The 18,027-nt window shown below is 38.9% G+C and carries 16 protein-coding genes and 1 pseudogene; 14 read left to right on the forward strand and 3 right to left on the reverse strand.

Going from position 1 to position 18,027, the window contains the following annotated elements; all coding sequences use genetic code 11:
- Positions 1 to 205 (reverse strand): annotated as a pseudogene (locus AT15_RS09415) (hypothetical protein); the annotation flags it as partial.
- A gap of 173 nt (positions 206 to 378) precedes the next feature.
- Between AT15_RS09415 and AT15_RS09420 the strand changes: the two are divergent.
- Genes AT15_RS09420 through AT15_RS09455 form a run of 8 tightly spaced genes read left to right on the forward strand, consistent with a single transcriptional unit; the run spans position 379 to position 7,482 of the window.
- Entirely contained in the window at positions 379 to 990 is a 612-nt protein-coding gene (locus AT15_RS09420; protein ID WP_068348933.1) for a PRC-barrel domain-containing protein, read from the forward strand.
- Complete coding sequence (locus AT15_RS09425; protein ID WP_153019742.1) at positions 987 to 1,520, forward strand: hypothetical protein; 534 nt, start codon at positions 987 to 989, stop codon at positions 1,518 to 1,520. Before AT15_RS09420 ends, AT15_RS09425 begins: the two co-directional genes overlap by 4 nt.
- A gap of 12 nt (positions 1,521 to 1,532) precedes the next feature.
- Positions 1,533 to 2,231 (forward strand): ABC transporter ATP-binding protein, encoded by a 699-nt coding sequence (locus tag AT15_RS09430; RefSeq protein WP_068348940.1) that lies wholly within the window; start codon positions 1,533 to 1,535, stop codon positions 2,229 to 2,231.
- Positions 2,228 to 5,239, forward strand: a complete 3,012-nt coding sequence (locus AT15_RS09435) for an ABC transporter permease (RefSeq protein WP_068348944.1) — start codon at positions 2,228 to 2,230, stop codon at positions 5,237 to 5,239. Before AT15_RS09430 ends, AT15_RS09435 begins: the two co-directional genes overlap by 4 nt.
- 55 nt (positions 5,240 to 5,294) lie before the next feature.
- Positions 5,295 to 6,413, forward strand: coding sequence for a PP2C family protein-serine/threonine phosphatase (locus AT15_RS09440; RefSeq protein WP_068348947.1), 1,119 nt, complete (start codon positions 5,295 to 5,297; stop codon positions 6,411 to 6,413).
- Positions 6,414 to 6,427: 14 nt separating this feature from the next.
- Positions 6,428 to 6,775, forward strand: a complete 348-nt coding sequence (locus AT15_RS09445; RefSeq protein WP_068348950.1) for an STAS domain-containing protein — start codon at positions 6,428 to 6,430, stop codon at positions 6,773 to 6,775.
- Positions 6,776 to 6,779: 4 nt separating this feature from the next.
- On the forward strand, positions 6,780 to 7,094 hold the full coding sequence (locus AT15_RS09450) for an STAS domain-containing protein (RefSeq protein ID WP_068348953.1): 315 nt from the start codon (positions 6,780 to 6,782) through the stop codon (positions 7,092 to 7,094).
- Positions 7,084 to 7,482 (forward strand): ATP-binding protein, encoded by a 399-nt coding sequence (locus AT15_RS09455; RefSeq protein WP_068348956.1) that lies wholly within the window; start codon positions 7,084 to 7,086, stop codon positions 7,480 to 7,482. The genes AT15_RS09450 and AT15_RS09455 overlap by 11 nt, the downstream gene beginning before the upstream one ends.
- A gap of 2 nt (positions 7,483 to 7,484) precedes the next feature.
- Here the strand turns inward: AT15_RS09455 and AT15_RS09460 are convergent, their stop codons facing one another.
- Complete coding sequence (locus AT15_RS09460; RefSeq protein ID WP_084251703.1) at positions 7,485 to 10,235, reverse strand: response regulator; 2,751 nt, start codon at positions 10,233 to 10,235, stop codon at positions 7,485 to 7,487.
- Positions 10,236 to 10,438: 203 nt separating this feature from the next.
- Here AT15_RS09460 and AT15_RS09465 point away from each other — a divergent pair, with 203 nt between their 5' ends.
- From AT15_RS09465 to AT15_RS09485, 5 genes are all read left to right on the forward strand, one after another.
- Positions 10,439 to 11,311, forward strand: coding sequence for a DegV family protein (locus AT15_RS09465; protein WP_068348959.1), 873 nt, complete (start codon positions 10,439 to 10,441; stop codon positions 11,309 to 11,311).
- Positions 11,312 to 11,326: 15 nt separating this feature from the next.
- Complete coding sequence (locus tag AT15_RS09470; RefSeq protein WP_068348962.1) at positions 11,327 to 13,216, forward strand: polysaccharide biosynthesis protein; 1,890 nt, start codon at positions 11,327 to 11,329, stop codon at positions 13,214 to 13,216.
- Positions 13,213 to 13,479, forward strand: coding sequence for a hypothetical protein (locus AT15_RS10460; protein ID WP_235598548.1), 267 nt, complete (start codon positions 13,213 to 13,215; stop codon positions 13,477 to 13,479). The genes AT15_RS09470 and AT15_RS10460 overlap by 4 nt, the downstream gene beginning before the upstream one ends.
- Before the next feature lie 275 nt (positions 13,480 to 13,754).
- Positions 13,755 to 14,921: a DegT/DnrJ/EryC1/StrS family aminotransferase gene (locus tag AT15_RS09480; RefSeq protein WP_068348964.1), complete on the forward strand. Its 1,167-nt coding sequence runs from the start codon at positions 13,755 to 13,757 to the stop codon at positions 14,919 to 14,921.
- Positions 14,922 to 14,926: 5 nt separating this feature from the next.
- Entirely contained in the window at positions 14,927 to 15,826 is a 900-nt protein-coding gene (locus AT15_RS09485) for a glycosyltransferase family 4 protein (RefSeq protein WP_068348967.1), read from the forward strand.
- Here AT15_RS09485 and AT15_RS09490 read toward each other — a convergent pair.
- Positions 15,819 to 16,751 (reverse strand): magnesium transporter CorA family protein, encoded by a 933-nt coding sequence (locus tag AT15_RS09490; protein WP_068348970.1) that lies wholly within the window; start codon positions 16,749 to 16,751, stop codon positions 15,819 to 15,821. The genes AT15_RS09485 and AT15_RS09490 overlap by 8 nt on opposite strands.
- A gap of 214 nt (positions 16,752 to 16,965) precedes the next feature.
- Between AT15_RS09490 and ltaE the strand changes: the two genes are divergently transcribed.
- Positions 16,966 to 17,994 (forward strand): low-specificity L-threonine aldolase, encoded by a 1,029-nt coding sequence (gene ltaE, locus AT15_RS09495; protein ID WP_068348974.1) that lies wholly within the window; start codon positions 16,966 to 16,968, stop codon positions 17,992 to 17,994.
- Positions 17,995 to 18,027: the final 33 nt, after the last annotated feature.

Here is an 18,027-nt window from a genome sequence, read left to right on the forward strand (position 1 = left end):
TGGGATTCTTTTTTAAAAAGTTCTTTGCCCTGCGATATGAGACATCGCAGAGCTTCAATAAAACGGAAAGTTTCAAGATGCTTTTGTCGGAATAAGCCTTTCTTCTACCTCTGCCTTGTTTGTTAACAAAGTTAGAAGGCAAAAGCTTGTCTAAGTACTCAATAATCTTTACAATATCGCTTTTTGTAAGTTCTTGTGGTACCATTTATTTGGGCCTCCTTTCTTATGTTGGGATATTTCAATGGTACCACCATTGGAATTTGGGAGGCCCACTTTTTTCGCGACACCCTATATATAGTGATAAAATTATTCCAGAAGCAATTCAAAAAACTCTTGTATCGTGAAATATTTAATAGCAATCAAAAGGAGGTGGGGGATATGGAAAACAAGCTAAAATGGGGAGCAAGAGTGCTGTCTGAAGATGGAAAAAATCTCGGAAGGCTTACAAGAGTTGTTTTTCATCCTTCAACAAACGAGGTTACTCATATTGTTGTTGAGAAAGGCGTTTTCAATAGAAGAGCAAAGCTTGTTCCTATTAACTCAATCCAGTTTGCTGCTTCTGATGAAGTAAGGCTTAAAATAGATGCAGCGCAAATTGATGAACTGCAGGATTTTGAGGAGACCTACTTTCTTTCAGGCGAAAACATTGAAGGTGAAGTCAAACCTCTTTACTGGCTTCGACCTATTGGAGATTATCCAGAAATCTACCCCCTACCACCTCTCGCCGTAAGCTACAATTTAGATGAAAACTCTCATGCAATTGAACCTGGAGTGACTGTAATTTCTGCCGAAGACCACGAAGTTGGCAGGGTGAAGAGCGTTTTGCTTGACGAAAAGGGGCATATAACCCATTTTGTCGCAGAGTTAAAGGTAGAAGGAAAAATTTCAACCAAAATCATCCCTATTGACTGGGTTAGTAAAATAGAAGACTCTTTTTTAAAAGTCTCCGCTTCGGAAAGCATGCTGGCAAAATTGCCTGATAAATCATGAGGAATATATACCTCGTCTACTACCTTGCAATGCTTGCTCTCACTTTTTCAATAAACGTTTGGTTAAGCGAAAGCGGTTTATTCGCTTTGCTTCCTATAACCATGTTTGTTGCTTATTTTCTTGGCAATGGTAAGTTGCTTCCGGAAAAGCTGGGAGAAAAAATCCGCATTTTCCGGGAAGGAGCATATCCCTTAAAAGAAATAGATGAAGCCGTACTCCGCCTTGAAAGAGGTACAAAAATTGATCTGTCGGAATTGATGGAAAAGGTGAATAAAATTAAGAAAAAACTCCTTGATGTCGCAAAGGTTCAAAGGAAATTATTTATATTTTCCTTCATTTTAGCTCCTGTGTTCCCTGTTATAACGACCTTTGGAAGCACTAATTTGAAAGCGCTTGAGAAAGGGTTGTTGCTACTATCTGGTTATGGTGGAATGTTCGCAGTAATATTTGTTGCGATAGCAGGAATAAACGCCTTTTTCAGACAAGTCAAAGGAATCGCTGATAAAATAAATAATCTGGAAAACGAATGAGAGGTTGATAATATGGCAATTGTGGTTGCTAAAAAGCTGAGAAAGATTTATAACTCCGGGGAGGTTCAGGTTGAGGCTTTGAAAAGCGTAGATCTGGAAATTGAAGAGGGAGAAATACTCGCAATTATTGGCCCTTCTGGGTGCGGAAAGAGTACGTTATTGAATTGCCTTTCCGGAATAGATGATCTAACTTCCGGAGAGGTAATTGTAAATGATAGGCCTCTAAACGAAATGAACGACAATCAAAAAACGCGCTTTAGGGCAGAAAATATGGGATTTGTCTTTCAGTTCTACAACCTAATACCTGTTTTGACCACTGTGGAAAACATCGAACTTCCCTTACTAACAATAGGCTATTCTCTAAAAGATGCCAGAAAACAAGCATTGGATATTCTTAAAAGACTTGGTATTTATGAACGCGCAAATTATTTGCCTTCAAGGTTGAGTGGAGGCGAAAGGCAACGTGTGGCTATTGGAAGAGCACTGGTTCACAAGCCAAAAATAGTCTGGGCTGATGAACCCACAGGGGCTCTGGATACTGAATCAAGCAAAGCATTGATGAATCTTATTGTTGAGTTGAACGAAAAGTACGGGCAGACCTTTGTGATAGTGACACATGACGAAAGGATAGCTTCTTACGCAAACAGGGTGGCTCATATGGATAGCGGAGAAATTATCTCCATTAAAAAATTGGAGGCTCGACAAAGATGATTAATATCTTATCTTATATAGTTGCAGCACTTATACTATGGATTTTGATTTCGATGATTAGAAATCCTATAATGCTAAAAATGAGTTTCAAAAACGCTTTCAGGAGAAAGGCTGAAACACTTCTTGTAGTACTTGGCTCTTTAATAGGTACGGCTTTGATTGTTGGTTCAATGGCTATGAACGATTCTTTTCAAAAATTCCTTTATGCGCAGGTTGAATATAACCTCGGAGAAATAGATGAAATCTTAAAGCCTGGTGATGGCAAACCCTATTTCGATGCTGAAAAACTCATGGAGCAACTTTCATTGTTAGAAGAATCGCCTTTAACAGATGGTGTTTTACCGGTAATAACAAGGAACGTCACTATAGGATTTCCAGGAGAAACCAGAAAACTTAACCCCGAAAAAACAATGGAGGCTTTTCTTATCGGTGGTGATCCGGGTAAATTCAGTAATTTCGTAGGTAAAGATGCAGATGTAAAGGCATTCGAGTTACTTCAAGGGGATAGCGAAGGATATGTGCCAGCTATAATAAACAAAAAGATTGCTGACTCCCTTGGAGTAAGAGAAGGGGACCTCCTTGAAATACTTCCTGATGCAAGTTACAGATTGTTAAGCTGGATTAAACTCCCAATGATAAAAATAATGGGGGTAATGGATCAAGCCGGGTTTATTAATTACACCGGGTCGGAAATGAATCCTATGAAAGGAACCCTTTTGCTTAATATTAATGATGCCAGAAAAATTCTGGGGATAAGCATACCAGATGCTTTCAGTGATATTTTTGTTTCCAACAAAGGAGATTACCTAAAAGGCGAAAAGCTCACATCTCAGGTTGTGGATTTTATCAACACCCATGGTGATTTTTTTGAAATAGAGACCGTTAAAAGCGAGGTCATTTCGGACGCTTCTCAAGGTAATATCGGGCTTGTTTTCCTTGCCCTCAGCCTTTTTGCCATTGTTGCAGGTGTCTTTTTGTTGATAAATATATACGTTATGCTTTCTGAAGAGAGAAAGGTTGAATTGGGTACTCTACGGGCAATTGGCTTCAAACGAAGTGAAGTGTCAAAGGTGATAGCTTTTGAAGGGTTTTTTTACTCTCTCTTTGCAGCTCTTGCTGGTATACCAGCAGGGCTATTGATAACCAAATTTATCCTTTCTAAATTCGTTAATCTTGTAAACAACATAACAGTACTTATTTCTTCTGTTGGTTCGAGATTAAACACGAGCACATTTGAAGCCACTTTCGACTTATATGTTAAGCCTTCTACATTGATTTATGGCTTTATGCTGGGAATGATGATTCCCATTCTTGTTTCTCTTTACGCAGGAAGAAAAATTTCTAGGATGAATATAGTTCGGGCTGTAAGGAATATTCCCGAAGAGCTGGAAATAGAGAAAAAAAGTTTTAAATTACTGTCAGTTATTTCTGTTTCGGTGTCTGTTTTGATTGCTTTTGGAGGATACCGACTGGAAAACGCTTCCCTTTTTGTTTTGGGGGTTGTTCTCGCGCTTTTTGCTCTTCCCTTTGTGATACCGATTAAGAAAAAAAGGCTTATTGTTAGCTTATTTTGTGTCGCCGCTTTAGGGTTCATTTTCTGGAGCAATTCAGTTGATTTTGTAAATAAGGCTAGCTCAGATTCCATTACTCTAATTGCAATTAAAGGATTCTCAATTCTGCTGTTTGTTATGCTTCTCGGAACTTATAACCTCAAGATTTTTGAATGGGTATTGTTAAGATTATTCAAAAGGAGCAAAAAGCATACTCCAACATTGAAAATTTCTATTTCATTTCCGGCAAGAAACAGACTCACAACGGCAATGACAATTGCCATGTATGCCATGGTGGTGTATATAATAACAGTTATTTCAATCATTCCTTATACACAAGAAAAAAACCTTTCAGAAAGCAGAAATCTTTTCCTTTACGGTTACGATGTATATGCCTCGTCACTGTCGGGAGAAACCACCATATCAGCTACTGAGATTTCCTCTATCGAAGGTGTCATAGAGGCTTCGACAATACTCGTTGGAAGAGCAAAAGTTTTTACTTCTTCTGGTGAGTCAAAAAGAGTGAACCTTTATCTCATTGATAAAAGATTTCCCGGTGGAAGTTCCTTTGCAATTAAAAACCTGAAGACAATAAATCCGGTTAAAGGCGCAAGATCTGATATATCTGTGTTGTGGAATTATCTTGTTTCTCACCCCGATGCCATAGCAGTTTCAGAAAGCGTCCTCAAAGCAGATCCTGGCGATAGGGTTACCATCACCGAAATTTCTTCTGGAAACGCCTTTGCGGGTCCAGAACGCTCAATTAGAGAAACAAAAAATGTGTGGATCCCTCTTGAAAGATCTGTCGACCTTTCTGTTGTCGGAGTTATTCCTGAGGATACATTTTCCATTTTTAATGGCATTTTTATCTATTCTGAAAGCCTGCCAGAAGAAATTGTAGCGAAATTAGGCAGCCAGATGCTGTTTATAAAACTTGAAGGAGATAACTATGAGGAAAAGAAAAATAACCACGAGAAAGTCCGTTCACTAATCGGAATGTCCGGTATGTTTTCGATTTTCATAGATGATATCCTTAAGATAATCAGCGCTTCGATTAGCGGTATAGTCGAAATTTTCAGATCTTTTCTGTACTTTGGAATGTTTGTTGGAATTGCCGGTACTGCGATTACGATGTTTAAGGCTTTTTACAGGCGAAAAAGAATCATAGGGATTTTGAAATCTCTGGGATTTACAAGGAATATGATTTTTACTTCTTTCTGGGTTGAAGCCAGTTTTTCGGTGATAATAGGGCTCCTTCTGGGCTTTTTGACGGGGATTCTTACAACTTATGAAATGTTTTCTTCTCCAGCATTGGAAGGCTTGAACTTTTACATTCCGTGGTATCAATTGATGGTTATGGGAGTTAGCTTTTATGTTATTTCCCTTCTGTCAACCTTTGTTCCAAGTTATTTTGCTTCAAGATTGCCGCCAGCCAGGGCCATTAGATACTTTGAATGAGCGGGAGAATTTAAGGCAATTTATTATATGATAAAATCACCTTAGGGGGGTAAATGTGGGTAAAGTACTCGTTATTGATGATGATAGAACAATAAGAATGCTACTGAAACTAATACTCAACAAGGCTGGACATGTTGTTCTGGAAGCTTTTGATGCAAAAACAGGTCTTAGCGTAGCAGAGATAGAGTCTCCGGATCTCATTCTCCTTGATCTAATGCTTCCAGACATTAATGGACTGAATTTGCTTAATGCAATAAAGAGTAACGAATGGTTGAAAAAGATACCCATCATCGTTCTTACAGGTTCAACTGATCAGGAAAATAAGCTGGTTGCACTTAGAAGCGGTGCTGTTGATTTTATAACAAAACCTTTTTTGCATGAAGAAGTGCTTTTAAGGGTAAATACGCAACTTAAACTTCACAGTTTGATCAATTCTCTTGAAAACGCCGTATCCCATCTGGAAAAAGATCTTATGGCCGCCTCCCGGATCCAAAAATCGCTCATCCCCTCTTATCCCCCGGAGGGTTATTTCGATGAAATACATTGGATCTATGAGCCCTCTCACAAAGTTGGTGGTGATATATTCGATATCATCCCCATCGATGATAACTCAGTGCTTTTATACGTTGCTGACATAGCAGGACACGGTGTAAACGCAGCCATGTTATCCGTCATTGTTCATAGATTCATTGAAGACTATTGTGACAATCACCCGGATTTTGAACTCAGTAATTTTATGCTGGAGCTCGACAGAAATTTCAGATTCAACGATTTTACGCTGTTCTTTACAATAACAGCAGCACTTTTTCACAGGGAAAGTAAGACACTCGAGTTAACCAATGCAGGTCATCCGGCACCTCTTCTTATCAAAGACGATATGCTTGAATTGAAAGAACCGGCTGAAAGCATAATAGGCATAGATATGCTTGAGGGAAACACGAAATGTTATACAATTTCTCCCGGAGCAAGGCTTTTTTTATACACCGATGGAGTTACTGAAGCAGCAAATGACAGAGGTCAACTCTTTGGCTCGGAAAGGCTCATGAAAAGCCTTTTTGAGCAAAGAAACTTTCAATTAAAGGAACAGCTGGAAAATGTTTTTAATAAGTTGAAAACTTTCACTGGTAACAATGAGTTTGAAGACGACATATCAATTATTGGCATACAATTTTAATAGGAGGGATTTCATTGTTTGAAATCGAAAGGATCAATAACCTTTATCTGATAATTAAATTAAAAGAACCCACGAGAGTTATTGGTGAAGTTTCAATTGAATTCAGAGAGTGGCTATTAAACCAAAACTACGAGCATTTAAAAGCGGTGATTTTTGATGCCGATAATCTCGTTTTTGTAGATAGCATGGGAATAGCTTCTTTTATAGCTCTTTATAAAAAATTATTTCAGGAGAAGATCCCTATAACGTTCTGTGGATTATCACCCGACTTGAAAAATCTCTTTATGATGCTTAAGCTGGATACTTTGTTTGATATCAATTGTGATTCGATTTCAGCCGCTTTAGAAAAATTCGGGAGATGATCTTATGGTAAAAGAAATCGTGGTTCAAGAGAAGAAAATAACTGCCTTTACGAATGAGAAATTTTTCGAGGAGTTATATAGTTTTGTCAGTAATAACGACATTCTCGCTTTGAACATGAAAAATGTCGATGTCATTGATTCATCAGGCATTACAAGAATTCTCTCTTTGAGAAAAAAGCTTCAAAATGCGGGTTCGGATCTTGCTATTGTTTCACCCTCGCCTTATGTTAAAAAAGTACTTCTATTGCTTGGCATAAATAAGATCATAAAAATTGTCGAAGATATCTCAGAGCTGCTGGTGGACAAAGATGAAGAATAAGATGTTCTTGCAAATGAGGCCAGACCTGAAAGAAGTTGACCGGATTTCATCGGATATATACGATGAACTGGTGCCAATTGTGGGAAGAGAAAAAGCTTTCATAGTCGAATTGGTCGTCATTGAAGCCTGCACCAATATTGTTAAACACGGTTGTATAAAAGAAGATAGTCAAATTGATATAGAATTAAGCATAAATCAGAAAAATATCGAGTTCACAATAACCGATGAAGGAACCCCCTTCAATCCTCTATTGAAGAAGTTGCCTGATCTTTCGAATTTAGAAGAACTTAAAAACGGTGGTATAGGCATATATTTGATCAGAAACCTATCAAAGAAAGTTTCCTATAAGTACTCAGAAGGAAAAAACAGGTTGAAAATACTCCTTTAAAATCATCTCCAGATTTTCTTTTTCAACTCCATCAGGGCTTTTAACTGTGATTTTACTTCTTCAACTCGCTTTTCCCTGGCAGCTTTTTCCATATTAAGGCCCAATTCAGATATTTCTTCGACAGAATACATGGTTCCTGAGCCTTTTAGACTGTGTCCCTCAACTGCTATTGATTCTAAATCCCCTTCATCTATTTTCTTTTGGATATATTCGATTCTTTCTTCAATGAATTTGCCGTATTCTTGAAACATGTTTTGTGCTTCTTCTATAGAAAGTCCCATTTTCAAGGCAAAGTTCTGAATGCGGTTATTTGAGCCATTTGCTATTTCTTCTTTTTCATAGATAGCTTCATCATCGATTTCATCAGCCTTCTTTGAGTTCAAAAATCTCCTGACAGCATCAAGGAGGTCCCTTCGTCTGACAGGTTTTCCCAGATAACCATTACATCCAACTTTCAGGGTCTTTTCTTCATCACCGCGCATTGTATGAGCGGTAAGAGCGATAATCGGGGTTTCGATACCCATCTGCCTTAATTTCCTTGTTGCTGTATAACCATCCATTATAGGCATTTGCATATCCATAAAGACCATATCGAATTTCTCTCTGCTCATCATATCAATGGCAATTTTCCCATTTTCGGCAACTTTGACTTCATGTCCAATCTTTTGAAGGATCCTTTTGAACAGCAATCTGTTTGCTTCATTGTCTTCCACAATGAGGATTTTAGCTTTTTGCGGAGTAAAGCTTTCTGCTTTTTGAAATGTACTGTAAATCCTATTTATCAGCCGATCCTCAGATACCGGTTTGGTGATTGTATAACTTTCAAAAGCCTTATTGTTATTGCTTTTTTCCGAAAGGATCAGAAAGGGAACTTTCAGTTTTTTTAGAAATTCCTCAATCTCGTCATCGGGAAAAACCCTGTCTAAAAGCACGAAAGAAACTCCTTGATTGTTCAATAGGAGTCTGGTGAGGTCTAAGTCATCTGTATATCTATACTTAATACCGTGTCTGGAAAACGCAGACCCAAGGCTTTCTAAAAGTTCTGTATCCCGAGTTACTAAAAGCAGAAGCAAAGAACTGGTTTCAACATTTTCCGGCAGTGAAGAGCTTACAACGGGAGGGATTTCTTTTTTCAGTCTTACTGTAACTTCTGTTCCCTTTCCGGGCGAACTCTTTATAGAGAGCTCTCCTTCAAGCAGTTCAACCAGGCGCTTGGTTATGGTAAGCCCCAAACCGGTTCCACCGTATTTTCTTGACATCGTCCCGTCAAGCTGAGTAAAGGGCTCGAATATCCTCTTGAAATCTTTCTCTGATATACCGATGCCGGTATCTTTCACAACATAGTCAATTGTATTTTCTCCATTAATGGCTCTTATGGTAACATAGCCAGATTCGGTGAATTTTATCGCGTTTGAAATGAGATTAGTGAGAATTTGCCGAATTCTAAATTCATCACCGAGAAGATATTCAGGAATGGATTCGTCAACGTTATAAGCGAGGTGCAGATCTTTTGATGATGCAAGGGGAATATATGTTTCAACAAGGTTTTTAAGAAGCTCTCTGGGATTATAAGGAACCTTGATAGTCTCTAATTTACCTGATTCTATTTTCGAGAGGTCAAGAACATCGTTAATGAGATTGAGCAGATGTTCTCCGCTTTTATAGATGGTGGAAAGGTATTTTCTCTTTTCTGGATTGTCTTCTTCAGCCATGAGAAGTTCTGTAAATCCCAATACAGCATTCATGGGAGTTCTCATTTCGTGGGACATATTTGCAAGGAATTCAGATTTCATTTTGTTTGCCTGCTGTGCCACAATCGATGCTTTTTTCAATTGTTCATTTGAGAGTTTGAGCTTTTCAAGGGTGTCTTTAATAAAGCCCATTGTTTTGTTCAGCTCCTGTGCTATAAGTTGCAGTTCGTCACGGGACTTTATTTTCACTTCTTCAAAGTTCCCCTGCTTTATGGATTCGAACCCTTCTATAATTTTTTTCAGAGCTCTGGAAATATAAGAATTCAAAGCTGTTGAAAAGATGAAGGAAAAGACAAGCACAAAAAGAGTTACGGCAAACATCAAATATACAAAACGTTTTTGAAAAATACTGAGCAGTTTCTGAGATTGAAGAATATAAATGTTAGCGCCAACAAGCTCAATGCGATCGACCAGATACTTGTCCCCGGATAGCAATTTATCCAGCCAGTTTCTGGCTGCAACATAATCGACAGGTTTTTCCTGGCTTTCATCATAAGCGCTTTTGACAACTGTCGGAAATATTTCCAGTTCTTTGAAGTCTTCCGGAATTAAGTAAAGACCATCCACATAGAGAAAGACAAGGGTATCGTTCCCCAATGAACTTGAAAGACCGTCTATCAAAGACTTATTAACTGTGCTTGCGAGAAGGAAGGTTCTACCGTCAAAATCCGTTTTATAGAAATAGAGCAATTCGCCATGGAATGGATAGAATGTGTTTCCAAATTTGTCAAAAAGAGTACCGAAATCTACTGGAAGATTAACCTCGTCTTTGAAAACTTTTATATCTTCAGGCTTATATTCAGCCAACAGCATTACTTCAGGAAGCAACTGGCCATCTTTTAAGAAAAATTCAAGATTGTTGCGCAATGATTTCTTGTACTCGATGAACCAGCTATATACATCTTGTTTTTTCACTTCCAGATAGCTTTTGTACTCTTCTCTGGAAGCTTTTGCAAAGGAGAGAAAGGTGAAAATGCCTATGAAAACCAGAACAAAAACCACAAAGAAAAAAACTGCAAAGAGACTTTCTGGCTAAGTCTTTTCATCGCTAACCCCCTTCAATTGATTTTACCATTTTAATATTCATGAACATAAAACCGTGCATATCTGTTATTATTGTTCAGGCTAATGCTTCATTCGTTTAAAGAGCAAATTGAATATTTGATATACTAGTATCAAAAGAAAATCGAATTGGGGGTATTGTTATGAAGAGAAAAGTAAAAATAATGCTTGACAGTACTGCCGATATACCGCAAGAATGGATAGAGAGATTTGATATAACAACTATCCCGCTTCACTTAACCTGGCCTGATGGAACACAAGAAGATGATGATTCAAGAGAGTTTCGGGTAATAAGTGATTTTTGGAGGCGCCTTGAAAACAGCGACAGGCTTCCTAAAAGCTCTCAACCTTCTCCAGGAGAGATACGTTCTTTCTACGAAAAGGCATTTGATAATGGTTATGAAGAAATACTCGTGCTTTGCATCTCCACACATATGTCAGGTACTTACAACACAGCAAAATTGGTAGCTGAAGAATTTGATAAACCAATTTATGTTGTAGATACAAAAAAGGCAAGCGCTATTAACCCGCTAATGGCAAAACGCGCACACGAATTGATAAGCGAAGGCAAAAATGTGGAGGAGACCGGAAAGATTCTTGAGAAAGAAATCAGTGAAGGTAAATATCACGCAGTTTTCTATGTCTCTAAGTTTGATTTTCTCGTCAAAGGCGGAAGAGTTTCTAAATTTCAGGGCTTTGTGGGAAACCTGCTGAGTATAAACGTTGGATTGTACATCGAACACAAAAGCGGTTCGATGATCCCATTCAAAAAAGTTCGAGGTGAAAAGAAAGCTCAAACGATGTTGTTGAACAAGATTTTAGAAGAGGTACCTAAAGGCTCCACAGTGGATGTGATACTGGTGCATGCGGATAATGAAAACGGCATAAATGCTTTGAAAAAGCCCCTTGAAGACACTTACAATATCCGAGAAATGGCCACCTCTGTAATGGGGAAAGTAATCTCAACACATGTCGGCCCGGGTACAGCAGGATTTGGACTTTATTGGGTAAAGTGAGAAGTGTTAGGATATATGGATAAAGGAAGAGAGATAAGAAGGTTTCTTATTCTTGCATTAACTGATTACCTGCTAATATACGCCTCTTATGCACTGGGAATGTATTTTAGATATGGCATTTTCAGCCTTAATGAGCCCGAGTTCTTTCAAAATGGGGCTTTTTTTAGTGCCATAGTGCTCTTATCGCTGGTTGTCAACGGAACGTATCGCGTATCATGGAGTTACGCCAATTTTAGGGATTTTTGGATAATCCTTCGCGGTACGTTTATTGGATACATTGCCGGTTTTTTCTTTGGCAGATTTATGCTGCTACTTGATGTAAAGATTTTTACTGTGCCCCTTACAGTCTCAACCATGGCGTTTTTTGGAGCCACTTTATTGATTATTTGGTCCAGGATTTTCTGGCTTACATATCTCTTCTTGAAAATTGACCGTGAAGGTGGATCAAGCGAAAGACTTATGATTATAGGCGCCGGGGATGCTGGAATGTCCCTGGCCGAAGAAATTATGCGAAATCCTTCCTATGGAAGAATAATAGGCTTCCTTGATGATTCTCCAAGAAAGCGTGGTAAGCGTATCCACGGATTGCCTGTTTTAGGCAATACGGAAATGGTTATGCAGCTTGTAGAAAAGCACAACATATCCAGAGTCATCATTGCCATTCCTTCAGCTAGTTCTGAGGAAATCCGGCGCATCATGTCCCTCATCGATTTGAAAAAAGTCAGGGTTCAAACATTGCCAGGACTTGCAGAACTCATGAACAAAAAGGCGAGCCTTGGATACTTAAGAGAAATCAGTGTTGAAGATCTATTAGGACGTGAAACTGTATCTGTCGAAAAAGAGGAATTGAGAAAATTTATCTCTGGCAAAAGAGTTCTTGTTACAGGTGCCGGTGGAAGTATTGGCAGTGAGCTTTGCAGACAAATTGCGGAACTGTCCCCATCTGCTATGTTCTTGCTGGGCAAGGGAGAGAACAGTATATATGAAATTGAAAATGAGTTGAAAAGCTCTTATCCTGAACTCGAAATTCACAGGATTATAGCAGATATCCAGGATGAACATAGAATGGAATACCTCTTTTTGAAGCTAAAACCCCAATTGGTTTTTCATGCTGCAGCTCATAAACACGTTCCAATTATGGAAGAAAACCCCACCGAAGCTTTTAGAGTGAACAGCCTTGGCACATATACAATTGCACGTTTTGCCGATAAATACAGTGCGGAAAGCATGGTAATGATTTCCACCGATAAAGCCGTCAACCCTTCTTCAATCATGGGAGTTTCCAAGCGTCTTGCTGAAGAAATGTTAAAGGCTATTTCCGGGAAATCAAGCACAAAATTCGCAATGGTTCGTTTTGGAAATGTTCTGGGAAGCAGGGGAAGTGTTGTCCCAAAATTCACAAAGCAAATTCAAGCTGGAGGCCCTGTAACAGTAACCGACCCGCGGATGACACGTTATTTTATGACAGTTCCCGAGGCAGTATCTCTGGTACTTCAAGCTGGAGCATTTGCTTCCAGTGGAGAGGTTTTTGTCCTGGATATGGGAAAACCCGTCAAAATTTCTGACCTGGCAAGGGATATGATTACTCTGGCAGGTTATGTTCCCGATCAGGAAATAGAGATAAAATACACAGGTATCAGGCCTGGTGAAAAACTCTTTGAAAAACTCTCATTGCATGGCGAAGCCTTTGAAAAGACCCCCCATCCAAAGATTTTCAAACTCAAATCCAATAAAATACTTTCTTCTGAACAGCTCAAAGAGTTAGTTATAAGGCTTGAGAAAGCTGTTGAAGAAAGCGACTTTAATGCCCTTAATGCGATAGTGAAAGAGTTTGTTCCTGATGCAACTGCTCAAATAAATTGCATAATCCCTGAGCTTGGTAGTAAAGGAGAGTCACAAAAATGAACTATTATCTGGATTTTGTAAAAGGTTATCCCTTTCTTTCGGCAATAATCCAGTTTGCAATCCTTGGAACACTGGGTGAGATTGTAGCCACAAAAATATCTGGTAAAGGGAAGCTAAGGGGCATAGAGCTCCTTTATAAAGTACTTATCTGGGCATTTCTCGCAATTCCAATAAAGATTGCATTTATTGGTTTTGAAGGCTTTGTGGCTGCTCTGATACTCCATGGCTTACTCCCGGAAATCGCCGCTTCTGGCTTTTTTTAACGCGCTGTCAAGATCTGTGAGTATGAATCTACAATTTGGTCCCTTTTTGGTAATCTTGCATAGGGCTTTAGATAATCTCTTTACGGGAAAAAGCAATTGGTCAAATTTGGATAAATCTTTATATTCGTTACTATGGTTCTGGATTCCTGCACATACACTAACATTTATATTGCCAAGGGAATATCAGATTGGAATGGCCGCACTCTGGTCGTTCAGCCTTGGCTTGATACTTTCCTACTTCGCAAAATCGCGAAAAGGAAAAGGAAGTGAGAAGGATGTTCGTTCCCCTGTCTAAACCCTACATTTCAGCCGAAGAAATAGAAGCCGTTGTTGAAGTTATGAAATCTGGTATCCTTTCCATTGGAGAAAGAGTTAAAGCTTTTGAGGAAAGTATAGCTTCCTTTGTTGGTACCAGATATGCTGTTGCTGTAAACAGTGGTACAAGCGCTCTACATCTTATATTAAGCGCTTCGGGATTTGGAGAAAAGCAAAAAATGCTCACTTCTTCCTTTACTTTCATATCTTCAGCAAACGTGGCTTTATACAATGGTGGAATTCCAGTTTTTGCGGATATTGAAGAAAAAACTCTGAATATCTCTCCTGAAACGTTGCAAGAAGCCCTGGAGCGCTATTCCAAAAAAGGGCTTATAACTGACAGGCTCGAATTAAAGCCTTTTGTCCCCGAGATGTTGATGGGAGTTGATATCTTTGGTCATCCAATGGACTGGGACAACATTATGAAAATATGTGATGAGTTCGGTATTAAGATCGTTGAAGATTCCTGTGAAGCCCTTGGAAGTGCTTACAAAGGGAAAAAACTTGGAACTTTTGGCATAGCAGGCGCTTTTGCTTTTTATCCGAACAAACAAATAACAACCGGTGAGGGTGGAATAATCGTTACTAACGATGAAGAGATAGCAAAAAGAGCTAAAAGCATGAGAAACCAGGGAAGAGGCGAAGCAGAAGAATGGCTTGAGCATATCCAAATAGGCTATAATTACAGGCTTGATGAGGTATCTGCTGCAATTGGGGTTGAGCAAATGAGAAAAATAGAAGAAATACTTTCAAAGCGCTCAGGGGCAGCTGAATATTATAGCACACTTTTTGAAAAGCTTGATGGCATTGAATCACCTTCTGTGGAAGACTACACCACTTCCATGGGATGGTTTGTGTATGTAGTTAAGCTGGATCCTTCGATTGATAGAGACAGAGTAATTGATTATCTGCGCGAGCATGGAATTCAAAGCCGCGATTATTTCAGACCCGTACATCTGCAACCCTTTTACAAGAAGTTATTTGGTTATAAAGAAGGCTTTTTGCCAGTTACAGAAGCGATTTCCAAAAGAACTCTCGCTATACCTTTTTATACTTCAATAACGAAAGATGAACAGGATTTTGTCGTATATCATCTTCAAAAGGCCATTGAGAAATTTGGAAGGTGAATCGTATGCCTTACCTGTATTCTTTCGTTTTGTCTTTTGTATTGATGTACCTATCAATGTTTTTGGGCATTCGTTTGGGTTTGCTTGATAAACCAAAGGGAATGCTTAAACCCCATGAAAAGCCCATTCCTTTTACTGGTGGTCTTGGAATAATTCTTTCCTTTATTTTCACTGCATTTCTATTCAACAGGGAGCTATTTATCTACGTTTTGCCATTGTCTATACTCTGGGCAATAGGATTTATTGACGATTTGAGGGAAACTCCCCCCAGGTTACGGCTTTTAGCAGAACTTATCATAGGTTTTGGTTTTTCCATTTTTTTTGGAAATTCCGTGATAACATCTTTATTTTTAGCTTTTGTTTTTGCGGCAATAATAAATGCCTTCAACATGATCGATGGAATGGACGGGCTTTGCGGAGGGATTAGTCTTATAGTAGCAATAGCTCTCTCTCTTATCCCGGACCTTGCGTATTTCAGCTGGCTTATTCCCATAATAAGTGCCTTTCTCATATTCAATATAGCTCCGGCCAGGATGTTTCTCGGTGATGGAGGTTCATACCTTCTTGGAGGCTTTTTTGGAATAGCTTTTATACAGGCTTTCCACTCCGGGTTTACTGTAAGCGTTCTTGGCATCCTCTGGCTGCCTTTACTTGACCTCACACTTGGTTTCATGAGAAGGATTCTAAATGGAAAATCACCTTTTGAAGGGGATCGAGACCATTTTTATGACAAATTAAAAAAACTCTATATAAAAAACACAAGAGCCATAATGATAACTTCTATGGCTCTTGCTTCTATTTATGCTTTCCCTTCATTATTCGTTTCGTGGTGGTTTCTGCTGGTTTATTTGCTTGCTGTCTCCGTAATTCAAGTCATTGTATTGAAATCTCTTAAAATCACTTAAACCAACGTATTCTAAACAATGCAAATCCGAAAATAGCAGCCGTGATGGCAGAAATTCCCATGGTTATATAAAAGGCGTGGGGCGATTGTTGTAAAGGCAAAGCAATGTTCATGCCATATATAGAAGCTGTAAGCATGGGAATCTGGAGTACCAGAGTTACAATGGTCAATATTTTCATTACTACGTTTAGATTGTTTGATATGACAGATGCGAAAGCATCCATCATGCCACTTAGAATATCATTGTATATGCGTGCCATTTCAATAGCCTGGCGGTTTTCAATAATAATATCTTCAAATAGATCCTCATCTTCTTCGTAAAGCGTGAGAATGTTTGCTCTTTTCAATTTTTCGAACATAAGCTCGTTTGACCTTAGTGAAGTTGTAAAATACACAAGGGATTTTTCAAGGTTCAGCATGGCAATCAATTCTTTGTTCCTTGTTGAGCGATGCAATTCAGCCTCGATGTCATTTGATCTTTTGCGAATATCTTTTAAATATCGCAAATAGTACAAAGTGCCTCTATCAAAAATTCTCAGCAAAAACCTAAAGCGTTTTTTCGTAGAAAAATCCCTAACTTTTTTGCTGAGAAAGTCGTTGAAGATTTCGCTTTCGTGGTCGGTAATGGTAATTATGGATTCCGGAGTAATCGCAATACCCACCGGAAGTGTTTTGAAAGGAACTTCAAGATCATTTTTGTCAAAAAAGGGGATCTTGGTAATTATGTATATCAGATCCTCATCCTGCTCAAAACGAGCTCTTTCTTCCGGATCAAGAGCATCATAAATAAAATCCTCGTCAATTCCAAGATTTTTTAGCTCTTCAATATCCTTTTCATCAGGTTTTACGCTGCAAATCCAGCACTTGGGAACATATTTATCGATTTCTTTCAAATTATCCTTTTCCGTTATGAAATACTTTAACATTAGCTCCACTCCTTCCTGTTAAGATGGTTCATTTTATTTGATTGAACACTGTGGAGGGTGGAGTGGCTTTTCGAGGAAAAATTTACGGTGGCAAATTGCCCTCGCTACTGTATATTTCCATAAGAACACCTCCTTTTTAGGATTATAGCACAGTTATCAACTTTTGAATGTCTTTCGGGAATATTGACTTATAATTGAAATGGAGGTGGCTGTTTTGAGCTGGATAGACATAAGGAGCGATACTGTAACAAAACCAACGAATGAAATGAGAAAGGCAATGTACGAAGCTGAAGTCGGTGATGATGTGTATGGTGATGATCCCACTGTAAACCGATTGGAAAATCTAGCAGCTGAAATGGTTGGAAAAGAAGCTGCGCTTTTTGTTCCTTCCGGTACTTTTGGTAACCAGCTTGCATTACTTACCCATACCAAAAGAGGCGATGAGGTAATTGTCCCGGATTCAAATCATATTTTCGCTCACGAAGTTGGAGCATCAGCGGTTATTGCTTCGGTGCAACTCCGGACGCTTGAGGCTCCAGAGGGTATGCCGTCAATTGAAAAGCTCAAAGCTTCTATCAGGGATAAAGACATTCATTATCCAGATACCGGGCTCATTTGTATGGAGAATGCTCACTCTTCAGGACGCGTAATTCCATTACAGTATCTAAAAAGTGTTAAAGAACTTGCCAGGGAATTCTCTATTCCAGTGCATCTGGATGGAGCAAGAATATTCAACGCTGCTGTGGCACTTGGTATAAAGGCAAAAGAGATAGCAGATACTGCGGATTCAGTTATGTTTTGCCTTTCAAAAGGCCTTGCTGCGCCGGTCGGATCAATTCTTGCTGGTTCATCTGCGTTCATCGAGAAAGCTCGTAAAGGAAGGAAATTGATGGGAGGCGGTATGAGACAGGCAGGGGTTTTGGCTGCTGCAGGTATCGTTGCACTTGAAAAGATGGTTGACAGGTTGGAAGAAGACCATGAAAATGCAAGGTTTCTTGCTGAAATGCTTTCAGAAATACCGGGACTTCATATCATGGAAGATCAGCTGGACATAAATATGGTTTTCTTCAAGCTTGAATACCCTGACCCCGCGTTGGTAGTAAGCGAGATGGAAAAAGCCGGAATAAAAATAAATCCACCTGAGGGTGATCTTTATCGCCTGGTAACAAATAAAGATGTAACGAAAGCTGATATACAAAAGATTGCGGAAACGTTCAAAAGGATAGTATCAGACAACATCTAATTTGTGAATTGCTTTTAGTTTATGAGCGTTTAA

Origin of the sequence: Kosmotoga arenicorallina S304 (genome assembly GCF_001636545.1) — a bacterium.
GTDB classification, from domain to species: Bacteria; Thermotogota; Thermotogae; order Petrotogales; family Kosmotogaceae; genus Kosmotoga_B; species Kosmotoga_B arenicorallina.